The sequence below is a fragment of the Mesobacillus maritimus genome (assembly GCF_019749255.1).
In the GTDB taxonomy this organism is placed as follows: domain Bacteria; phylum Bacillota; class Bacilli; order Bacillales; family Cytobacillaceae; genus Mesobacillus_B; species Mesobacillus_B maritimus_A.
This window is the reverse complement of record NZ_JACWFH010000011.1, coordinates 1,511-21,216: the sequence shown is the minus strand read 5'-3', so window position 1 is coordinate 21,216 and position 19,706 is coordinate 1,511. Positions and strand designations below refer to the sequence as shown.

General features: G+C 40.3%; 19 protein-coding genes and 1 other annotated feature. Of the genes, 10 read left to right on the top strand and 9 right to left on the bottom strand.

Going from position 1 to position 19,706, the window contains the following annotated elements; all coding sequences use genetic code 11:
* Positions 1-29: 29 nt before the first annotated feature.
* Both mnmM and mnmL read right to left on the bottom strand, forming a co-directional pair.
* Positions 30-602, bottom strand: a complete 573-nt coding sequence (mnmM, locus tag H0185_RS10205) for a tRNA 5-(aminomethyl)-2-thiouridylate-methyltransferase MnmM (protein ID WP_221873405.1) — start codon at positions 600-602, stop codon at positions 30-32.
* Positions 599-1,567 (bottom strand): tRNA modification radical SAM protein MnmL/YtqA, encoded by a 969-nt coding sequence (gene mnmL / locus H0185_RS10200; RefSeq protein WP_221873404.1) that lies wholly within the window; start codon positions 1,565-1,567, stop codon positions 599-601. Before mnmL ends, mnmM begins: the two co-directional genes overlap by 4 nt.
* Before the next feature lie 424 nt (positions 1,568-1,991).
* On the opposite strand from mnmL, the gene H0185_RS10195 reads away from it, so the two are divergent.
* The 3 genes from H0185_RS10195 to H0185_RS10185 all read left to right on the top strand — a co-directional run bounded on the left by H0185_RS10195 (position 1,992) and on the right by H0185_RS10185 (position 3,887).
* The gene (locus H0185_RS10195; protein ID WP_221873403.1) at positions 1,992-2,255 is read left to right on the top strand and encodes a YtzC family protein; all 264 of its coding nucleotides are present in this window, start codon (positions 1,992-1,994) and stop codon (positions 2,253-2,255) included.
* Positions 2,256-2,267: 12 nt separating this feature from the next.
* Positions 2,268-2,447: a glycogen biosynthesis protein GlgD gene (locus H0185_RS10190; RefSeq protein WP_221873402.1), complete on the top strand. Its 180-nt coding sequence runs from the start codon at positions 2,268-2,270 to the stop codon at positions 2,445-2,447.
* 240 nt (positions 2,448-2,687) lie between these two features.
* Entirely contained in the window at positions 2,688-3,887 is a 1,200-nt protein-coding gene (locus H0185_RS10185) for an MDR family MFS transporter (protein WP_221873401.1), read from the top strand.
* Positions 3,888-4,005: 118 nt separating this feature from the next.
* On the opposite strand, the gene H0185_RS10180 is transcribed toward H0185_RS10185, so the two are convergent.
* The 3 genes from H0185_RS10180 to H0185_RS10170 are packed head-to-tail and all read right to left on the bottom strand — an operon-like array spanning position 4,006 to position 6,913.
* Positions 4,006-4,728 (bottom strand): LutC/YkgG family protein, encoded by a 723-nt coding sequence (locus tag H0185_RS10180; RefSeq protein WP_221873441.1) that lies wholly within the window; start codon positions 4,726-4,728, stop codon positions 4,006-4,008.
* Positions 4,722-6,152: a LutB/LldF family L-lactate oxidation iron-sulfur protein gene (locus tag H0185_RS10175; protein ID WP_221873400.1), complete on the bottom strand. Its 1,431-nt coding sequence runs from the start codon at positions 6,150-6,152 to the stop codon at positions 4,722-4,724. The genes H0185_RS10180 and H0185_RS10175 overlap by 7 nt, the downstream gene beginning before the upstream one ends.
* A 29-nt stretch (positions 6,153-6,181) precedes the next feature.
* A complete protein-coding gene (locus H0185_RS10170; protein WP_221873440.1) occupies positions 6,182-6,913 on the bottom strand; it encodes a (Fe-S)-binding protein in 732 nt (243 codons plus the stop codon).
* Between the two features lie 371 nt (positions 6,914-7,284).
* Positions 7,285-7,510 (top strand) — a binding site (T-box leader).
* Between the two features lie 93 nt (positions 7,511-7,603).
* Here H0185_RS10170 and leuS point away from each other — a divergent pair.
* Together leuS and H0185_RS10160 are read left to right on the top strand one after the other, a co-directional pair.
* Positions 7,604-10,021, top strand: a complete 2,418-nt coding sequence (gene leuS / locus H0185_RS10165) for a leucine--tRNA ligase (protein WP_221873399.1) — start codon at positions 7,604-7,606, stop codon at positions 10,019-10,021.
* 165 nt (positions 10,022-10,186) lie between these two features.
* The gene (locus H0185_RS10160; protein WP_221873398.1) at positions 10,187-10,492 is read left to right on the top strand and encodes a rhodanese-like domain-containing protein; all 306 of its coding nucleotides are present in this window, start codon (positions 10,187-10,189) and stop codon (positions 10,490-10,492) included.
* Between the two features lie 259 nt (positions 10,493-10,751).
* Here H0185_RS10160 and H0185_RS10155 read toward each other — a convergent pair whose 3' ends face one another.
* Positions 10,752-11,528, bottom strand: a complete 777-nt coding sequence (locus H0185_RS10155; protein WP_221873397.1) for an acetoacetate decarboxylase — start codon at positions 11,526-11,528, stop codon at positions 10,752-10,754.
* Between the two features lie 450 nt (positions 11,529-11,978).
* Here H0185_RS10155 and H0185_RS10150 point away from each other — a divergent pair, with 450 nt between their 5' ends.
* Together H0185_RS10150 and H0185_RS10145 are read left to right on the top strand one after the other, a co-directional pair.
* Positions 11,979-12,668, top strand: a complete 690-nt coding sequence (locus H0185_RS10150; protein WP_246629129.1) for a CoA transferase subunit A — start codon at positions 11,979-11,981, stop codon at positions 12,666-12,668.
* Positions 12,668-13,366: a 3-oxoacid CoA-transferase subunit B gene (locus H0185_RS10145; protein ID WP_221873396.1), complete on the top strand. Its 699-nt coding sequence runs from the start codon at positions 12,668-12,670 to the stop codon at positions 13,364-13,366. Before H0185_RS10150 ends, H0185_RS10145 begins: the two co-directional genes overlap by 1 nt.
* Positions 13,367-14,008: 642 nt before the next feature.
* Here H0185_RS10145 and H0185_RS10140 read toward each other — a convergent pair.
* Complete coding sequence (locus H0185_RS10140; protein WP_221873395.1) at positions 14,009-14,917, bottom strand: nuclease-related domain-containing protein; 909 nt, start codon at positions 14,915-14,917, stop codon at positions 14,009-14,011.
* A 122-nt stretch (positions 14,918-15,039) separates the two neighbouring features.
* Here H0185_RS10140 and H0185_RS10135 point away from each other — a divergent pair, with 122 nt between their 5' ends.
* A complete protein-coding gene (locus H0185_RS10135; protein WP_221873394.1) occupies positions 15,040-15,228 on the top strand; it encodes a sporulation protein Cse60 in 189 nt (62 codons plus the stop codon).
* 104 nt (positions 15,229-15,332) lie between these two features.
* Here the strand turns inward: H0185_RS10135 and H0185_RS10130 are convergent, their stop codons facing one another.
* Positions 15,333-16,607, bottom strand: a complete 1,275-nt coding sequence (locus tag H0185_RS10130; RefSeq protein WP_221873393.1) for a BaiN/RdsA family NAD(P)/FAD-dependent oxidoreductase — start codon at positions 16,605-16,607, stop codon at positions 15,333-15,335.
* A 250-nt stretch (positions 16,608-16,857) separates the two neighbouring features.
* Between H0185_RS10130 and H0185_RS10125 the strand changes: the two genes are divergently transcribed.
* Positions 16,858-18,483 (top strand): putative polysaccharide biosynthesis protein, encoded by a 1,626-nt coding sequence (locus H0185_RS10125; protein WP_221873392.1) that lies wholly within the window; start codon positions 16,858-16,860, stop codon positions 18,481-18,483.
* 39 nt (positions 18,484-18,522) lie between these two features.
* On the opposite strand, the gene H0185_RS10120 is transcribed toward H0185_RS10125, so the two are convergent.
* Positions 18,523-18,810: a hypothetical protein gene (locus H0185_RS10120; RefSeq protein ID WP_343223124.1), complete on the bottom strand. Its 288-nt coding sequence runs from the start codon at positions 18,808-18,810 to the stop codon at positions 18,523-18,525.
* A gap of 104 nt (positions 18,811-18,914) precedes the next feature.
* On the opposite strand from H0185_RS10120, the gene H0185_RS10115 reads away from it, so the two are divergent.
* Complete coding sequence (locus H0185_RS10115; protein WP_221873391.1) at positions 18,915-19,631, top strand: pseudouridine synthase; 717 nt, start codon at positions 18,915-18,917, stop codon at positions 19,629-19,631.
* The last annotated feature ends 75 nt before the right edge of the window (positions 19,632-19,706 follow it).

Here is a 19,706-nt window from a genome sequence, read left to right as displayed (position 1 = left end):
TTAAGTTACTCATAAAGCACTGCTCCTTTTTATCTTTTCTCGATTGCAATGATGAACGGCGGGTTGTTTTGTTGATTGAGAAACTGATAATTCAAGACATGTGCGTCTTTTTGGTCAAGTGTTTTAACATACTCCATTAAATGATCACGCTCAATCTGTCCTTCAGGGTGACCATGGTAAATGACAATCACAATGATTCCTTCGGGTGAGAGAAGTTGAAAAATCTGTTTGACAGCAGAAATAGTGGTTTCAGGAGTGGTAACCACACTTTTGTCTCCACCCGGTAAGTACCCTAAATTAAAAACTGCTCCAGTGACTTTTCCGTGGAGGTTCTCAGGAATACAATCCGCTACATGCTGATGTCCTTTATGAAATAAACTAACACGGTCTTGGATGTTTCGGGCCTTTAGTTTTTCACGGCATGACTCTAGTGCTTGTTTTTGAATATCAAATCCGAACACCTTTCCGTTCGTGCCAACAAGTTCAGCTAGAAATACTGTATCATGCCCATTCCCAATGGTGGCATCAATCGCGATGTCTCCAGGTGTTATGGCTTTCTCCAGTAATAACCTTGCGAAGGGGAGAATTCTTTCAAGCTTCATTCCGTAGTCCCTACCATTTCCTTTGTAAAATATTTCCCTTGCCAGCTCCCACGTCTTTTAAGCTCCGCATCAATTGCGTTCAACACTTCCCATTTATTTACACTCCACATCGGACCAACCATTAAATCAATCGGTCCATCTCCGGTAATCCTATGGATAATCATTTCAGGTGGTAATATTTCCAGTTGGTCACATACGAGGTTTACATAATCCTCAAAGGAAAGAAACTCGAGCATCCCTTTTTCATACTGCTTCACCATTGGCGTGCCTTTTAATAAATGCAATAAATGAATTTTAATTCCTTGTACATCTAACTTGGTAACTTCACGTACAGTTTCGATCATCATCTCTGGAGTCTCGAGAGGGAGACCGTTAATGACGTGAGTACAAATACGAATATTATGTTTTCGGAGCTTTTCTACTCCTTCAATATATGTTTGATAATCATGTGCCCGGTTGATTAAGTCGGCCGTTTGCTGATGGACTGTTTGTAGTCCTAACTCCACCCAGAGATACGTTCGCTCGTTTAACTCAGCAAGGTACTCCACAACATCATCTGGTAGGCAGTCGGGCCTTGTGGCAATAGAAAGACCGACAACTCCTTCTTGTTTAAGGACGCTCTCGTACTTCTCCCTCAAAACCTCGACGGGTGCATGTGTATTGGTGAAAGCTTGGAAGTAGGCCATATATTTGCCATCTTTCCATTTTGTATGCATTTTATTCTTTATCTTTAGGAACTGAACTTCAAGATCCTCAGCACGGTTCCCTGCAAAATCACCAGAACCAGACGCACTACAGAAAGTACAGCCGCCATGTGCCACCGTGCCATCACGATTTGGGCAGTCAAAGCCTCCATCAAGGGCAACTTTAAACACTTTATGTCCAAAATGCTGACGTAAATGGTAGTTCCAAGTATGGTAACGCTTATTATCACTAGCGTACAGAAATGGATTTAAGTTATTCAAGGTGTAGACCTCCGTTTTTTATTCTTAGGACTGCTTCTTTTTCTTTACACAGTTGATTAGAACTTAGCACAAAACTCCTGCGGGAAACGGCTTAGGAGATCAATCGCACTTGAGCCCAAGAAAGATACCACGAGGATAGCAAGTTCCTTAGCTTAGGTTATACAGTCCTTCTTTTATTTGTAAAAGTATCGATTTCTTTGCATATTTGGAATTGTACCATGAAGAAAAGGCTTATCCAATTACATTCTTGGAATGGAAGCAAAATACAAAAGAGAAGCGTGATAGGAAAGGCAAATCTGAACAAAATAAGAGAGAAGCAAGTTTTGCTTCATATATTAAGGCTGTTCATACGTTTTGCCTATATAAATGCAAAACCAGAAAGAAACCATACTGGTTTTGTCTAATGGACAAGGGGGGCTTTTCATTGGCGACGCGACAATCAGTCGAAGAACATATCCAACAATGTGAGGATGCAATTAGAAACGCCCAGGAGCAATTCAATAAAGCAAGCATGCAGGAACATTACGAGGATGAATCATTTACTAGCAGCATGCAGCAATTAGAACAAGCTTATAATGATATCTCAAAGCTCGCTCTGAGCTGTAATGGACAACAGCGTGAGCAATTACATCGGATGAGACTCCAGCTTCAACAAGTCCAAAATAATATGATTTTGTTGGATCATTAAGGAGGAGATATCATGAAAAAACGTTCTAAACAAAACAACCCAGAGCAAAAAACGCGTAACGGAGTGAACAATCAGGATATGGAATTCGGGTCTGAGCATGATCCTGTAAAAAAAGCAAAACGCAAATATGAAAAATCAGGTGGTCAGCCTGTCAAGTCGAAGTTCCATCCTGAACCAGAACAGTCTAGGTAACGAGGGATGGACAGATTACCTTAGCCTCATTTCTTTTGAAATGAGGCTTTTTTACTAAACAAGAAAGTCAACAATAACTAATCATTTTTTATTTGAAGATATTGGTGAATTAGCTTGGAATAGGAGGAGTTAGGGGAAGAAATTTTACTATTTCGATAGTGACTTTTCCTATTGCAAGTTACCACTAAAACACCTAAAATTACTTAGTTATTGAAATTAATATAGATGGGAGAAATGGTTATGCCTAGAGCCTTATGGCTGTTGGTAATTGGGATGGCGGTGAATGCGACAGGCTCTTCCTTTTTATGGCCTTTAAATACAATATATATTCATGAACACCTTGGGAAATCTTTAACGGTTGCAGGTTTCGTCCTCATGCTTAATTCTGCAGCAACAGTTGTAGGAAACTTAATCGGAGGATATTTATTTGATAAAATAGGTGGTTACAAATCCATCTTACTTGGAATAGGTATTACGATAATGGCCTTATTTGGTCTCACAATTTGGAATGGGTGGCCACATTATATCATTCTTTTAGTTATTGTTGGCTTTGGCTCAGGGATTGTGTTTCCTTCCATCTTTGCGATGGCAGGATCTGTATGGAAAGAAGGTGGAAGGAAAGCCTTCAACGCCATTTATGTAGCCCAAAATGTTGGGGTGGCGATTGGTTCTGCATTAGGAGGCATCGTAGCTTCGTATTCTTTTCTACACATTTTCTTAGCCAATGCTCTGCTTTATTCCGTATTTCTACTAATAGCCCTTTTCGGTTACCGCGGAATACACTATGTATCTGGTTCACATACAACAGTGCTGCAAGAAAGTGGAGCAGTCCGTAATCGTGCCAAGCTCAATGCTTTATTCATTCTTTGTGTCGGTTATTTACTTTGTTGGGTAGGATATTCCCAATGGTCAGCGACGATCTCTGCTTATACCGTTGAACTGGGAATTCCTCTAAGTCAATACAGTCTATTATGGACGGTAAATGGTGCACTAATCGTTTTAGGACAGCCTATTATGAATAAAGTCGTAAAAGTATTTGAAAAAAACCTAAAGCTTCAAATCCAAATTGGAATGGTCATTTTTATCGGTTCATTTGTTGTGTTAACAGGAGCTCATCAATTTTCAGGCTTTTTAACAGCAATGATCATTTTAACAGTCGGCGAAATGTTGATTTGGCCAGCAGTTCCAACAATTGCAGATTCCTTAGCCCCTAAAGGCAGAGAAGGTTTCTATCAAGGGATTGTTAACAGTACTGCAACAGGTGGAAGAATGATTGGTCCGGTTCTGGGTGGGGTTTTAGTTGATACACATGGGATGCCTGTCTTGTTTATGGTCTTAATGGTCTTAATAGTTGTGGCCATCTTGACAACGGCAGTGTATGATCGGATTTTAAAAAAGCAAACAAGATTGCAAGATTTAGCAACAGATATTGCGAATTAACGAAAGTAAAAAGAGCTGATTCAAGACCAGTGAGGTCAGGAATCAGCTCTTTTTTACTGGTTAGCCTAGGGGATATTTTAGCCCTAGGCATTTGTCGCGTAGCCTAAGAGCCGTCTCCTTAAAGGTCATCAATCAGGATATAAGTTGCTTTAAAAGGTCCATGGACTCCTACGACGAGTTGCAATTCAATGTCGGCTGAGTTACTTGGTCCAGAGATGAAATTTACACAAGCAGGGACCCTTTGTCCATCTTGATGCATTTCCCGCATTTTCTTAGCGGCTTGGGTCATGCGTGGAACGATGCTACTTTTAGGGACTAAAGCGATATACGTCTTAGGAAGAAAACTTACCGTCCTACCTCTATCTTTACTGCTAAATAAGACAACCGTTGCCGATTCTGCCAAGGTCACTTCACTAATTGTGATGCCAACATTAGCCTGCTCTGCCCGTCGGATATTGTCATCGCCTGAAGTGTAATCCCATTCATGATACTCTAATCCTTGCTTCGGCCATTCATTGTTAAAAAGGTCATTGAGCCCCCAGTGGGTAAACCGCTCATCCTTCCAAGTTACGACAGGTCCACCGCCATAGTTTTTAACCGCTTCATTCAAGGCGACAGTAAGACCTGCTTTCGTTGTGGTAATAAAGGTAGTATTTATTTTTTCACAATGAGACTCAAGAACTTCAACAAGGTCATCCACTGTTGCATCAGCGAGTACTTTGTCTTGTGGGTTATACTTCCACTCCGGTTTCTGAAGTGGCTCTTTAAGTCGATCTCGTCCGAGTTGTCTCGCAATATTATTTAAAAAGGATTCCCGGTTTTGGATGGTTCCTGTCATGATTTGCTCTCCCCTTTTTCCCGGTTTTTATACCAATCTCTGAATCTCTCTTTATTAGGTGCAGGGAAATCACGAACATCTGTCCATGCCTTTAATGGTCCCGGACCTTTAGAGATTTTATCGTCAGTTGTGAATGGATTCATAGCAGAAGGGGCGAGTTTTGAACCCCATTTATAAAGTGTTGGCGAAGCCGCACCTAGCCCAAATGCCTTCATTAGTAGTTTTTCAGACACAGGAGCTCTACCTTCCTTTTCCACAATGACTTGACGATGTTTATGCAATAATTCATGAAGTGGAATTTTCACCGGACACACTTCAGTACATGCACCACAAAGGGTTGAGGCATATGGTAGTTCTTTATAATCATCATACCCACCTAGAAGTGGAGACAGAACCGCACCGATTGGACCCGAATAGATTGAACCGTAAGAATGTCCACCTACATGACGGTAAACAGGACAAGCGTTCACACAAGCTGCACAGCGAATGCATTGAAGTACTGATTGAAACTCGGTGCCTAGAATCTTTGATCGTCCATTATCAACAATAACAAGATGAAATTCTTCTGGTCCGTCTACATCCTGTGCTTCTCTTGGTCCAGTTAGCACGGTAACATAACTTGGTAACTTCTGGCCTACAGCACTTCTGGTTAGCATACTGACCAGAACTTCCAATTCTTCAAAGGACGGAACAATTCGCTCCATCCCCATCACGGTTATTTGTGTTTTCGGTAAGGATGTAACAAGGTCTGCATTTCCTTCGTTTGTAACGAGCGCAAAAGAGCCTGTTTCTGCCACCGCAAAATTACAACCCGTAATGCCGACATCAGCTGTTAAATAATCTTGGCGGAGCATTTCTCGTGCATGCCAAGCAAGCTCTGTTGGATCAGATGACTTCTTATATCCAAGCTTTTCAGTAAAAACATCGCGAACTTGTTCTTTGTTTTTATGTAAAGCAGGGGCAACGATATGGGAGGGAGGATCATGGTCATCAATTTGAAGGATGTATTCACCAAGGTCTGTTTCAATCACTTCACACCCAATGTCTTCAAGACTTGAGTTTAAGTTGATTTCTTCCGTTACCATGGATTTTGACTTTACTACTTTTTTAGCTCTTTTCTTCTTAATTACTCCACGAATATAGTCATTCGCTTCTTCAGGAGTGGAGGCAAAATATACATTTCCACCTCGGTTGGCGATATTTTCGCTTAATTGTTCTAAATAATAATCTAGGTTTTCGAGAACATGCTGGCGAATTTCTTCTCCGTGGGACCGCCATTCTTCCCAATTCCCAAGTTCTTCGACTGCATGTAATCGCCGTGCACCAATATTATCCTGAGCACCAGCAACGGCACCGCGCATGAAAGAATTATTGATGCCTTTTCCTACCCGTTCACTGAAATTTTCATTTCCAATTTTCATTGGCATCGAAAATCCCCTCCATTCTTATAAAAATTTTATTGAAATGAAAATGTACGGCTATTTAAAACCTCAGCAATATGCATGACTTTAATAGGTTTTCCTTGGCGATTAATCCGCCCGCCAATATTCATTAAACAGCCAGCATCCGCTCCGATTAAATACTCAGCATCCGTTTCTTCAACATGATGAACCTTTTCATCGACCATCTGTTCGGATATTTGAGACATTTTGACAGAAAAGGTGCCGCCGAATCCACAGCATTGTTCTTTTCCAGGCAACTCGGTAAACTCTAATCCCTTCACATTGCTTAATAGAGTCATAGGCGCTTTTTTTACACCTAGTAATCTGGTCATATGGCAGGAAGTATGGTAGGTTGCTTTTCCTTCAAGCTGTGCGCCAACATCTTCTACCTTTAACACATCGACAATGAATTGAGTTAATTCATAGGTTTTATCTGCGAGTTTTTTTGCCTTTGGCTCCCAGACTGGATCTCCTTTAAAAACGTGCTGGTACTCATGAAACATAAAAGCGCATGAACCAGATGGACAAACAATATACTCTGCGTGCTCAAACGTTTGGATCATTTTTTTCATAGCTTCTTTAGATTCTTTTACATAACCACTGTTATAAGCAGGTTGTCCACAACATACCTGTGACTCTGGAAAATCAATTTCACATCCTAAACGTTCAAGCAGTTCGACCGTTGCTTTTCCAACGTTACTTTGAAACATATCTACTAAACAAGTCGCAAAAAGGGTAACTTTCATCACTCAATCTCTCCCTCTATCTAAAAGGATAGTAACCATCAAAATATCCTAGCCTTTATTTACTATAATTCAGAATATTTAAAGTAATACTACTATAAAAGAAGGAGACATTGAAGGGGATTTCAACTAAATTTCTAAAATGCTTCATAAAAAGCTAAAATTCTTATAACTTTCCTTCATTAATATTTTTATTTCTCCTTATATTGGGTATAATGGTAAGAATGAGGCATCACCTATCGATTTATTGGTGCATAACATAACCAGAAAATGAACCAAAGAAAAGGTATCCAACAGTACATGTCGCGAGCAAATGCAGCTCTTGCATCCAAAGCACAAATTGTTTACAATAAATATACTTTCACTTTCATAACAAATCGACGTTTATGAAGGAGTAGTAGTGATGTAAAGCCTGAATTTAAAAGAGAGCTGACGGTAGGTGCAAGTCAGTCTGGCCCATCATGAACTCGCCTTTTAGTCGCTAGCATGAACTAACAGTAGTGCCAGCCGTTTTCCGCGTTAAGGATGAATGAAGCGAGTGACTCTGTCACTAATGTGGGTGGTACCGCGGGAGAACATACATATCCTCTCGTCCCTTTTATAGGGACGGGAGTTTTTTGTTTTTTGGGCATTTCTCTAAAAAGCTCAAAATATAACATCATATTTTAGTTAGTGAACCAGGAGGTAAGTAAAATGAGCTTTAGCCATCAAGAAATTGAAAAGAAGTGGCAGCAATATTGGGAAGAGAATAAATCATTTAAAACGACTGAAGATGAAGGGAAACGAAAGTTTTATGCGCTTGATATGTTCCCTTACCCATCTGGTGCGGGTCTACATGTTGGGCACCCAGAAGGATATACAGCAACCGATATTCTTTCAAGAATGAAAAGAATGCAAGGCTACAATGTACTTCACCCAATGGGGTGGGATGCGTTTGGACTTCCTGCGGAGCAGTACGCACTTGATACAGGAAACGACCCAGCAGAGTTCACGAAACACAATATTGACAATTTTCGTCGCCAAATTAAGGCACTTGGTTTCTCTTACGATTGGGACCGAGAAGTCAATACGACCGATCCTTCCTATTACAAATGGACACAATGGATCTTTTTAAAATTGTACGAAAAAGGCTTAGCCTATATAGATGAGGTTGCAGTTAACTGGTGTCCAGCTCTTGGCACTGTATTAGCAAACGAAGAGGTTATTGATGGCAAGAGTGAGCGTGGTGGTCATCCAGTCGAACGTCGTCCGATGAGACAGTGGATGTTGAGGATCACTGCTTATGCAGATCGTTTGCTTGATGATTTGGAAGAACTTGATTGGCCTGAAAGTATTAAGGATATGCAGCGTCACTGGATTGGGCGTTCAGAAGGTGCTGAAGTAACTTTTGATATTGAAGGCCATAGTGGAACCTTTACGGTCTTTACAACACGCCCAGATACCTTGTTTGGTGCGACCTATGCTGTATTAGCTCCTGAACATCCACTTGTTTCAGAGATTACATCTGGAGATCAGCGTTCTGCAGTAGATGCATACTTAAACGAAATTAAGAGCAAGAGTGATTTGGAGCGAACTGATCTTGCGAAAGATAAAACAGGAGTGTTTACTGGTGCATACGCAATCAACCCTGCTAACGGTGAAAAGATGCCAATCTGGATTGCCGATTATGTGTTGATGAGCTATGGAACAGGTGCAATTATGGCGGTTCCTGCCCATGATGAGCGCGACTACGAATTTGCGCAAAAGTTCAGTCTTGAAATTAAAGAAGTAGTTGCTGGTGGGAATGTTTCCGAGGAAGCTTATACCGGCGATGGTGAACACGTGAACTCTGAATTTTTAAATGGCCTTAATAAAGAAGAAGCCATTAGCAAAATGATTGCTTGGCTTGAAGAAAAGCAGATTGGTACGAAGAAGGTAACTTACCGTCTACGTGATTGGTTGTTTAGCCGTCAGCGTTATTGGGGTGAGCCGATTCCAATCATTCACTGGGAAGATGGAACAATGTCAGCCGTTTCAGAAGATCAGCTGCCACTTGTTTTACCAAAAACAACGGAAATTAAGCCATCAGGAACTGGCGAGTCTCCACTTGCCAACATTGCGGACTGGGTGAATGTCGTAGATCCGGAAACAGGTAAAAAAGGCCGTCGCGAAACCAATACAATGCCACAATGGGCGGGAAGCTGCTGGTATTTCTTGCGCTATATCGATCCTAAGAATGAAGAGGCATTGGCAGATGCGGAAAAGCTAAAAGAATGGCTTCCAGTTGATATCTATATTGGTGGAGCAGAACACGCGGTATTGCATTTGCTGTATGCACGTTTCTGGCATAAATTCCTTTACGATATCGGTGTTGTTCCAACAAAAGAACCGTTCCAGAAACTATTTAACCAAGGTATGATTCTTGGCGAGAACAATGAAAAGATGAGTAAATCAAAAGGAAATGTTGTTAATCCTGATTCGGTGGTTGATAGCCATGGTGCTGACACATTGAGATTGTATGAAATGTTCATGGGACCTTTGGATGCGAGTATTGCCTGGTCAACAAATGGGCTAGATGGGTCTCGCCGTTTCCTTGATCGAATTTGGCGTTTATTTGTAGAGGAGAACGGCAATCTTAGCGAAAAGATTCAGGACGTTACTGAAGCAGGTAACCTAGAGAAGGTTTACCATCAGACTGTTAAAAAAGTAACAGAGGATTTCGAAGGTCTTCGCTTTAATACTGCGATTTCTCAATTAATGGTGTTTATTAATGAAGCTTACAAAGCAACTGTGCTTCCTAAGAGTTATGTGGAAGGCTTTGTAAAACTATTAGCGCCAATTTGCCCACATATTGCCGAAGAACTTTGGGAGAAACTTGGCCATCAAGAAACTGTTAGCTATGAAGCATGGCCAGCGTATGATGAGGCAAAATTAGTGGACGATGAAATCGAGATTGTCATTCAAATTAACGGAAAAATCAAGGCGAAATTGAAGGTTCCTGCAGATGCAAACAGAGAAACGCTTGAACAAATTGCCATGGGTGACGACTCTGTAAAAGAACAAATCGATGGGAAAACCATTAGAAAAGTCATCGCCGTTCCTGGGAAGCTTGTAAATATCGTAGCAAACTAAAAAATAGGGGGAGCAGATTCTGCTCCACCTAGCTATACATAATCAATAAAGCATCAAGGATGAATTACCGTTCAAAATTGAAGGAGAAGAGGGCATGAAATTTTTGAGAGCCCAATCGTTTCTGGATTATTTTAGGTGCAGATTAGTCAGTAGGGGGTTAATAAATTGGATCATATTGAAAAAATTACTACAGATGAACTTCAAACAAAGCTTGAAGCAGGAGAGAAGCTAGAACTAATCGATGTGAGAGAAGATGAAGAGGTGGCAGCTGGGATGATTCCTGGAGCCAAACATATCCGGATGGGTACGATTCCAGATAACCTAGATTACTTCAATAAGGACAAAGAATATATTTTTATCTGCCGCTCAGGGAACCGCAGTGGCCATGTGTGTCAGTACTTGCACGAACAAGGCTACAAAGTACGGAATATGGTTGGCGGAATGATGAACTGGCAGGGAGAAACAGAATAAGAAACAAACCTAAGCTGATATTTTGATATCGGCTTTTTTTATAGTTTCTTATGAAAGTAAAAGACCATTGTTTGAAACTCATTTCTAATCCTAAGAAAAGAATTTTAAAATAGAAGAAAAAGAGATTGCAAATGTAAATTAAAACCTTGTTCTTAGATGTTCTCACACTGCAGGCATCTTCTGGCTGTTCGTTACGAAACCCGTCTATTATATTAAAAAAACATACGAAGTCCTAGGGAACCTCGTATGTTTGCTTAGATTATTTTTGACTAACCAATTCCTTCTCTTTAACAGGTTGTTCAGTTGCAAGGTAATCGTAGACGATTTCTGTACGCGGAAGAGTCAAATCGGTTAGGATATGGGACGCATAGACGACTTCATGTACAGGTAGATCTGCTAATGGTGCCAGTACATGAGCAAATAATTGTAAACGAGCAGGTGACTTCCAAGATCCTTTTATGGTTACGTCTTTAATTTCCCCACGTACAAGCTCACAGATTCGTGCTTTACCATTTTGACCGCGAAGATGCTTTAGCATAAAATATGGTTTGCAAATTTCCTGACGAGCTTCCTCAACATCTAGTGGAGCATGCTTATAGCCCATTGTTGCGGTCGCCACTCGTAGGGAGCCATAGTCTAATGTTCCTACAAGTGTGTCGGAATCGATGAATAAATTCCCTTTTCCATACTTTTTAGGATAGGCGCCAATTTCACGTCCTGAAGCAATGGCCCCGAAGTTGTCGAGGTACATACAGTGAATATAGTCCCCTTTTTCTCCGTTGTAGGTCACTGGGATTACTTGCCCAACCTCAACATAAGAACCAAGCCCGCTTACGTCTGGCATATTGATGACCTCAAATTTCACAATCGGTTCATCTACTTCTAACGGTTCTGGAACAATTTTCCTTAGTGCTTCAATATCAGTGCGGTAATAGATATTTAGAAACTCTCGATTATTAAATTTGTACGGTCCTTTTGGAAAAGCAGGTGCGTCTAATGGAGTTGCCATTTGTTTGGATACATCTTCTAATTTCATTGTTCTTTCATCCTTTCTTTCGTTTCAAATAAAGTAAAAGTTATTCTTGAATAATAATTTATGTATACCAAAAGATGTCTGATAATCCTGTTCACAGTCTTTATTCTACATGTATGGAACATTTTGTCAACCGAATCTTCAGACTATTTAGAGATTAATTGAATGCTAGGAATCTGCTATTTTACTGGAAATAATTTTTATTAAACCTTGTAAAATAAAGGTTTTAGGGTGCGGTTATATCTACAGAATCTTCTGCTTTGTCCTTGAAATTCAAGTCTTTATCCCTGAATTTTCTGTATTAGTCATTTTGTTCATGAGTTAAAAACAAAATAGTTTGGCGAAAAAACTGGAAATTTGAATTGACAGAAAATTATTCGAGGGTATATTATTTTATTATGCAACTACATACCAACCAGTTAGTATAAAGATAATTATTCTCAGGGGGAATGGATGATGAATGGCACGATTGACCAGATCCAAACAGGGGTAGAATTCCTAAATGCTGACGAGGCGATACAAAGAATACCTGAAGGAGCATCGATCATGGTGGGGGGATTCGGTTTCCCAGGAATGCCACGACACTTGTCTAAGGCGTTAGTGAAAAGAACGGAACTAGATCAACTCACTTTAATTATGAATAGCCTTGGGAGTGTATCAACTCTTAATGCCCTTTTTGAGCAAAATCGGATAAAAAAAGTAATTGGTAGTTTCTTTTCAACAAATAAAGAGTTAGTGGTAGCCTATCAAGAAGGCAAAGTAGAAATTGAGTTATTGCCACAAGGTACCTTTACAGAAGCAATCCGTTTAGGCGGAGCTGGAATCCCAGCATTTTTTACACCTACAGCAGCAGGCACGCTTTTAGCTGAAGGAAAAGAATCTAGAATCATTAATGGTCGCGAGCATGTACTTGAGCAGTCATTGACCGCTGATGTTGCCATCATTCGAGCGCACAAAGCTGATAAAGCAGGAAATCTTGTTTATAAAAAAACGGCTCAAAACTTTAATCCAGCTATGGCCACTGCGGCTAAGTTGACCATAGTAGAAGTGGATGAAATCGTAGAAATTGGCGAACTTGATCCGGATTCAATCGTAACACCATTTATCTTTGTTGACATTGTTGTTAAAAGGGAGGAAGTATAATGGGTGTAGATATTAAACAATATATTGCGAAACGCTGTGCGCAGGAACTAACTTCAGGGGTGGTAAATCTAGGGATTGGGATTCCAACACTAGTAGCTGATTATTTACCAAAGGGAAAAGTGACACTTCACTCAGAGAATGGAATCTTAGGTGTTGGACCAGAGCCAGATCCAAATGAGGTTGTGGTTGATCCTGAAACCATTGATCTAGTAAACGCTTCTGGTGTACAACCAATTACCGCACTCTCACATGCTTCGTATTTTGATAGTTCGCTATCTTTTACAATTATGCGTGGCGGTCATCTTGATGCAACAGTGATCGGAGCATTACAAGTTTCTGAGACGGGTGACCTTGCTAGCTGGGCAGTTCCAGGAAAAGCTGTTCTTGGAGTCGGCGGCGCAATGGACCTCGTCATCGGCGCTAAAAGAGTCATTGCTGCCATGTCCCACTTGTCTCCTAAAGGAGAACCTAAGATTTTACCAGAATGTAACTATCCATTAACCGCTAAAAATCGAGTAGATACCATCGTAACTGAATATGCTGTGTTCAAATTCCGCGAAGGTAGAATGTACTTAGTGGAAATGGTCGATGAGGTAACTTTAGAACAGCTAAAAGAAATGACACCAGCTCATTATGAAGTAGCTGAAGACTTTAAAGTCGTGAAACGGGAAGAAGTAGGAGAACCAGCGTTGGTTTGATATTAGAATATTGAGGATGGCCGGTACCCCTGGTTGTGTTTTTTGGGGTATCGGTTTTTTGTTTGAAAGTTTATAGAGAGCACCAAAAGAGGAGGAATCATTTAAAAAGTGCTGTATGAAGAGTTCATAGAGCACCAAAAGAGAAGGAACCATGGAAAAAGCGCTGTATGAGGCAGTCATAGAGCACAAAACGAGAAGGAACCAAGAAAAAAGTGCTATATGAAGAGTTCATAGAGCACCAAAAGAGAAGGAACCAAGAAAAAAGTGCTGTATGAAGAGTTCATAGAGCACCAAAAGAGGAGGAACCATATAAAAAGTGCTGTATAAAGAGTTCATAGAGCACCAAAAGAGAAGGAACCATGGAAAAAGTGCTGTATGGAGAGTTTATAGAGCACAAAACGAGAAGGAACCATGGAGAAAGTGCTGTATGAGGAAGTCATAGAGCACTAAAAGAGAAGAACTAATGGAAAAAGTGCTGTATGAAGCAGTCATAGAGCACTAAAAGAGAAGAACTAATGGAAAAAGTGCTGTATGAAGAGTTCATAGAGCACCAAAAGAGAAGGAACCATGGAAAAAGTGCTGTATGAAAGAATTATAGAGCACCAAAAAACTTATATCATTTATAATTCCCAAACATAAACATCATTCTATAAAATGGGTGAATCTCCCATGACCTATAGGTGTAAAATGATTGAACAATATTCTTCTAAAGGATCGTTGTGACCCAACTCCCCCACACCACTCATAAATTGCAAGAGTCGTAACCTTCCTCTCCGGAAAAAGTAGCATATACTCCTTAACATTTCGCAATAAAGCTGATTCCAGATGTTCTATATGTCCACAGCTGGTACAAACGACTTTCCTTTTCTCGACAGTAGTTAATAAAGAAAAGCAAGTCCCACAAGAGAATCCCTTCTTGATTTGATGATATTTATAGATTGGTATCTTTGAATAACTAGATTCACCTTTATCCTCATCTAATAGTTTTTTAGCCAATAGTTTGTGTTTTTCACTCAATTTTGAAGGTCTTTTATTTAAATTGTTATAGAACCGTTTTAATTGTGTTGGAAAGATGATTGGGAGTTCCGGTGGGACATTGTATAAGTAGAATTCAGGATTGTTAAAAATGAGGGTGCTTTCAATAGGGATATTAAAACCGAGAGTTTGAAGCAGTTGTCGAAGCAAGGTCTCGCATCTTCTTAATTGATGCAAATGATTTTTTGTTTCATTGTCAGAAAGAGTATAGAATCCATCATTTTTATAAATGTAATCTCCTTTGTGGTACTTAACATCAAGCAGATATATTCTGTCTTGAGCAATAATTAGAGTATCGATTTGAAACTGACTATTCTTCATTTCAAAAAGTAAGTTATGTAGAACAAATAATTCTTCTTCTAATTTTTTTACCCAAAGATCATTTAGCTGTTCACCGTGGTGACCTTTCTCCTGCGATAGGTAATACTGTTTTTCTTCTTCTGCTAGTTCCATTCGAGAATTAAGAATCTCTAAAATGACCAACAAACGTGATTTTATCCGGGGCTTTATGATCAAATTCCCACTTCCTTTCTGATTTCTATTTTAAGTAAAATAAATCTACCAAACAAGATAATTACGGATGATTGAAGATTCAGATATATGGCGATACTGCTAAAAAAGGCAAGGGAGAGGAGATTATGATTCAAGTAAAGGTTTTTGACCATGAGCATGAAAAGGATCTTGAAAAAGATATGAATCGCTTTCTAAAACAAATTGATGACGATCAATTGGTTGATATCAAATATAACGTCGCAGCGATGGCAGAAGAGGAAGAGGATGAAGAACAGATATATTGTTTTAGTGCAATGGTCATATATAAGGCCTGACAAAAAATGTCAGGCCGTTCTGCAATGTTTGAAAACAACAAGCGCTCAACTTAGTTAACCGTGATTCATCTGTTTCTTCTCTAGGCCCCGGTTTTCTTTCAACCTCACCTCAACGCATACTCCGCTGCATTTCCCCCTGCAAGCCGCCCGGTCACGAGAGCCGAAGTGATGTTATATCCACCAGTATATCCATGAATATCGAGGATTTCCCCACAGAAAAACAGTCCATCCATCAACCTTGATGCCATGGTTTGTGGTTCAATCTCCTTCACTGATACACCACCGCCAGTTACAAAAGCCTTTTCGAGTGGTTGCGTGCCGTTCACAGTGAACTGGAAGTTTTTGCAGCTATTGACAAAGCTTCTAATTTTCTCTTGTGAAAGCTGACCGCATTGGGATGAAGGATCAATCGCACTTCTCTCTAATAAAAACAAGAGATACCTTTCCGGTAAAAATCCTTTAAGCACATTTTTTACAGCTTTCTTAGGTTCAGCCTTTAATTGCCCATTTATCTCTTGGAAAAGCTGTTCTTGTTTGACATCAGGACAAGCATCGAGATTCATGGTTACCTCCCTAAGCTTCCATTTTTTCATGGCCTTCACGACAAACTGACTGCAACGTAACACAGCTGGTCCACTGACGCCAAAATGGGTGAAAATCATATCCATCTTATGAGTAACCAAAGGCTTTCCTTTCGGATTAAGCACACTCAACTCCACCCCGCGGAGAGATAATCCTTGCAAGACCTTTTCTTTTATAAAAGGCTCATTAGACAGGAGTGGGACCTCTGTTGGAAATAACTCAGTGATGGTATGCCCTGCTTTTTCAGCCCAAGCATATCCATCACCTGTTGACCCTGTGTGTGGGACAGACTTTCCCCCAACAGCAATGACGACGCTACCTGCCGAAACGGTTTCGCCACTTACAAGTTCTAGAGAAACAACCCGACCATCTTCGTAATAAACATCCCGAACAGGAGAATTTACTTTAATCTCGACATCGAGTTCACTTAGCTTCGTTAACAAAGCATCAACAACGGATTGAGCTTTATTGCTAGTTGGGAACATTCGACCATGGTCTTCTTCCTTTAGCTCAATACCCAAGTCCTCAAAAAACGAAATAATGTCTTCATTATTAAAAATTGAAAAGGCACTATATAAAAAACGACCATTGCCAGGGATATGTTTGATAATCTCTTCAACAGGGAGCCTGTTTGTCACATTGCAGCGACCGCCACCGGATATTGCAAGTTTACGACCGAGTTTATTTCCTTTATCAACGAGTAAAACGCTAGCCCCTTTTTCGCCAGCGGCAATGGCTGCCATTAAACCGGAGGGTCCCCCGCCAATGACCACACAATCATACTTAGTTTGTTTCATTTATTTTTCATCCTATCTAAAAAAGATTCTCTCATTATAAAACATTTCCAATATGAAGGGAAACAAACCAGTAGTAAAAGTGGCAGGCGGGGGAAAAGAAGGGTAAACTAAATAATTGTAATCTTGAATGATAAATGTCGTAGTTATTTAGAGTGAGTATGATAAAATAAAAAATTGAGATCTTTAATTAGTGTTTTTATTTAAGGAAGCGTTAACCAGAGTTACGCTTTTTCAAGTAGGAAGGGATTATATGTCAGCATCGAATCTATTAAGAGGGACGTTTATTCTAACCCTTGGGACAATCATCTCAAAGGTTTTAGGCTTATTTTATGTCATTCCGTTTTATGCCATTGTTGGGGATGAAGGAACAGCGCTCTATTCCTTTTCTTATGTTCCATATACCATTTTTATAAGTGTGGCGACTGCGGGTGTCCCACTAGCTGTCTCAAAGTTTATCTCAAAATATAACACACTTGAAGAATATGCCGTCGGAAGGAAACTCTTTAAATCCGGAGTAGCTGTGATGCTGGCAACAGGCTTTGTGAGTTTCTTGATTATGTATTTTACCGCGCCGGGTCTGGCGGAACTCACTTTAAGTACTAGTAAAAATACGGAAGATATCAATCCAAAAGATGTGACAACCGTTATCCGCGCTGTATCCTTTGCTTTAATTGTTGTTCCGTTTATGAGTCTGATTAGAGGCTTTTTCCAGGGTCATCAATCGATGGGACCTTCAGCGGTCTCACAGGTTGTTGAACAAATTGTTCGTATCGTATTTGTTATTGCGGGGGCCTTTATTGTTCTAAACGTAATGGATGGAAGTATCGTCACTGCGGTAAGTGTGGCAACCTTTGCAGCGTTAATCGGTGCCATTGGGAGCTTAGTGGTTTTAGCATGGTATTGGTTTAAACGAAAACCACATCTTGATGAATTGCTTAAACAAGATAAAGGAACAGTGGATATTTCGTTAAAAGAAATCTACAAAGAAATCCTTGTATATGCTGCTCCGTTTGTTTTCGTTGGAATTGCGAATCCATTATTCCAATTTATTGATCAAATGACTTTTGCGAGAGCGATGAAATCAATCGGTCAAGGTGATATCGCAACTGCTGCTTTTTCGGTATTGAATTTTCAAACACATAAATTAGTCATTATTCCAGTTTCCTTAGCTACGGCCTTTTCACTAACGCTAGTACCAAGTATCACAAAGGCGTTTGTTGAAAATAACCGTGCAAGTTTAACACACCAACTTGACCAGACTTTCCAGGTGTTGTTGTACTTAACCGTTCCAGCTACGATTGGGTTATCGTTATTGGCTGAGCCTGCTTTTACGATTTTTTATGAAAATAAAGAGTTAGGTACAGAGGTGTTAAGGCTTTATGCGCCGGTTGCGATTTTATTTGCGTTGTTCTCTGTTACGGCAGCGATTATGCAAGGCATTAATGAACAGCGGTTTACGGTGTTAAGCTTGTTAACAGGGCTTCTTGTAAAACTAAGTTTGAATATCCCACTCATTCAAGCTTTCGAAACGAACGGAGCTGTTTTGGCTACCGCACTTGGGTATTTAGCTGCAATTCTAATTAATTTGTTTGTCATTAAGAAATTTGCAGGATATTCGTTTAAAGTTGTCGGAAGAAGAGTGTTATTGATCTTCATTTTTTCTGGAGTGATGGGTGGTGCTACGTTTGCTGTTTACGAGGCCATTACGCTTTGGGTGGCCCCAGTATCGAAATTCAGCTCGATTATGATCGTAGTGCTATGTGCCGCTGTAGGGGTTGGAATTTATTTCTACCTTGGCTTCCGAACAAAATTAATTTATTTCTTGTTTGGTGATAAGGTTGACCGATTAAAGAAGAAGCTTCGATTGCCGATTTAAAAAATGGTCCCCCGCTAGAGGGACCATTTTTCTTAGTTTTTAATAATACGTTCCATAATCAAATTCAGGACGACTCGAGCCAATTCCTAGACGCCGCTCGATGCGGTCGACACGCCGCTCAAGTTGATCTAATCTTCGGTCGGTCCTTTGAAGTTGACGCTCAAGTTGGTCAAGTCTGCGGTCTACGTTTCCGCCACCGCCCGGGAAGCCACCACCAGGGAATCCGCCGCCAGGAAAGCCGCCGCCGGGAAAGCCACCACCAGGAAAACCTCCTCCGGGAAATCCTGGGAACCCTTGTACTTGCCCTTGTTGACGAAAGTCCATCATAATTCTCATCTCCTTTGTGTTTTGCAGGTAAAGCATGATAATAGTCTATGTGGAAAGAGTAAAAGGGAGTGGGCAAATGCCTATTAGAAAGTGGAGTGATACATATGCGAATTGATAAGATGCTGTCAAATCTCGGTTTTGGCAGTCGGAAAGAAGTAAAAAAATTACTAAAAGATGGAGCTGTTCAGGTTAATCAGAAGGTAATAAAAGACTCAGGTCACCATGTTGACAGTGAGAAAGACGCGGTAACGGTTCATGGGGAAGAAGTGCTATACCGTGAATTTATTTATTTAATGATGAACAAACCTCCTGGGGTGATTTCGGCTACCGAAGACAGTCGCGATCAAACCGTCATCGATTTATTGGAGTTAGAGGACAGCGTGTTAGAGCCTTTTCCAGTTGGCAGACTCGATAAAGATACAGAAGGATTGCTGTTAATTACCAATGATGGCCAACTCGCTCACAAACTTCTGTCTCCTAAAAAACATGTACCCAAAACTTACTTTGCGGTTATCGATGGCGAAGTGACAGAGGAAGATGTACATGCCTTTAAAAAAGGAGTTGTGCTTGATGATGGCTATGAAACGAAACCAGGGGATTTAAACATTCTTAAATCTGGCATTCGTTCCGATATTGAACTAACGATTACAGAAGGTAAGTTTCATCAAGTTAAGCGAATGTTTCAAGCTGTCGGGAAGAGAGTTGTCTACCTGCAGCGCCTTTCGATGGGGCCACTTGCATTAGACGAATCACTTGAGCTAGGGGAATATCGTGAACTAACAGAGGAAGAATTAGAAGCATTAATGAAGTATGAAGTGTGATGATGGTTTAAAAAATAGAACGAGCTATAACAAGCTCGTTCTATTTTTTGTGCGCCTGGCATGGGTGCAATCTAT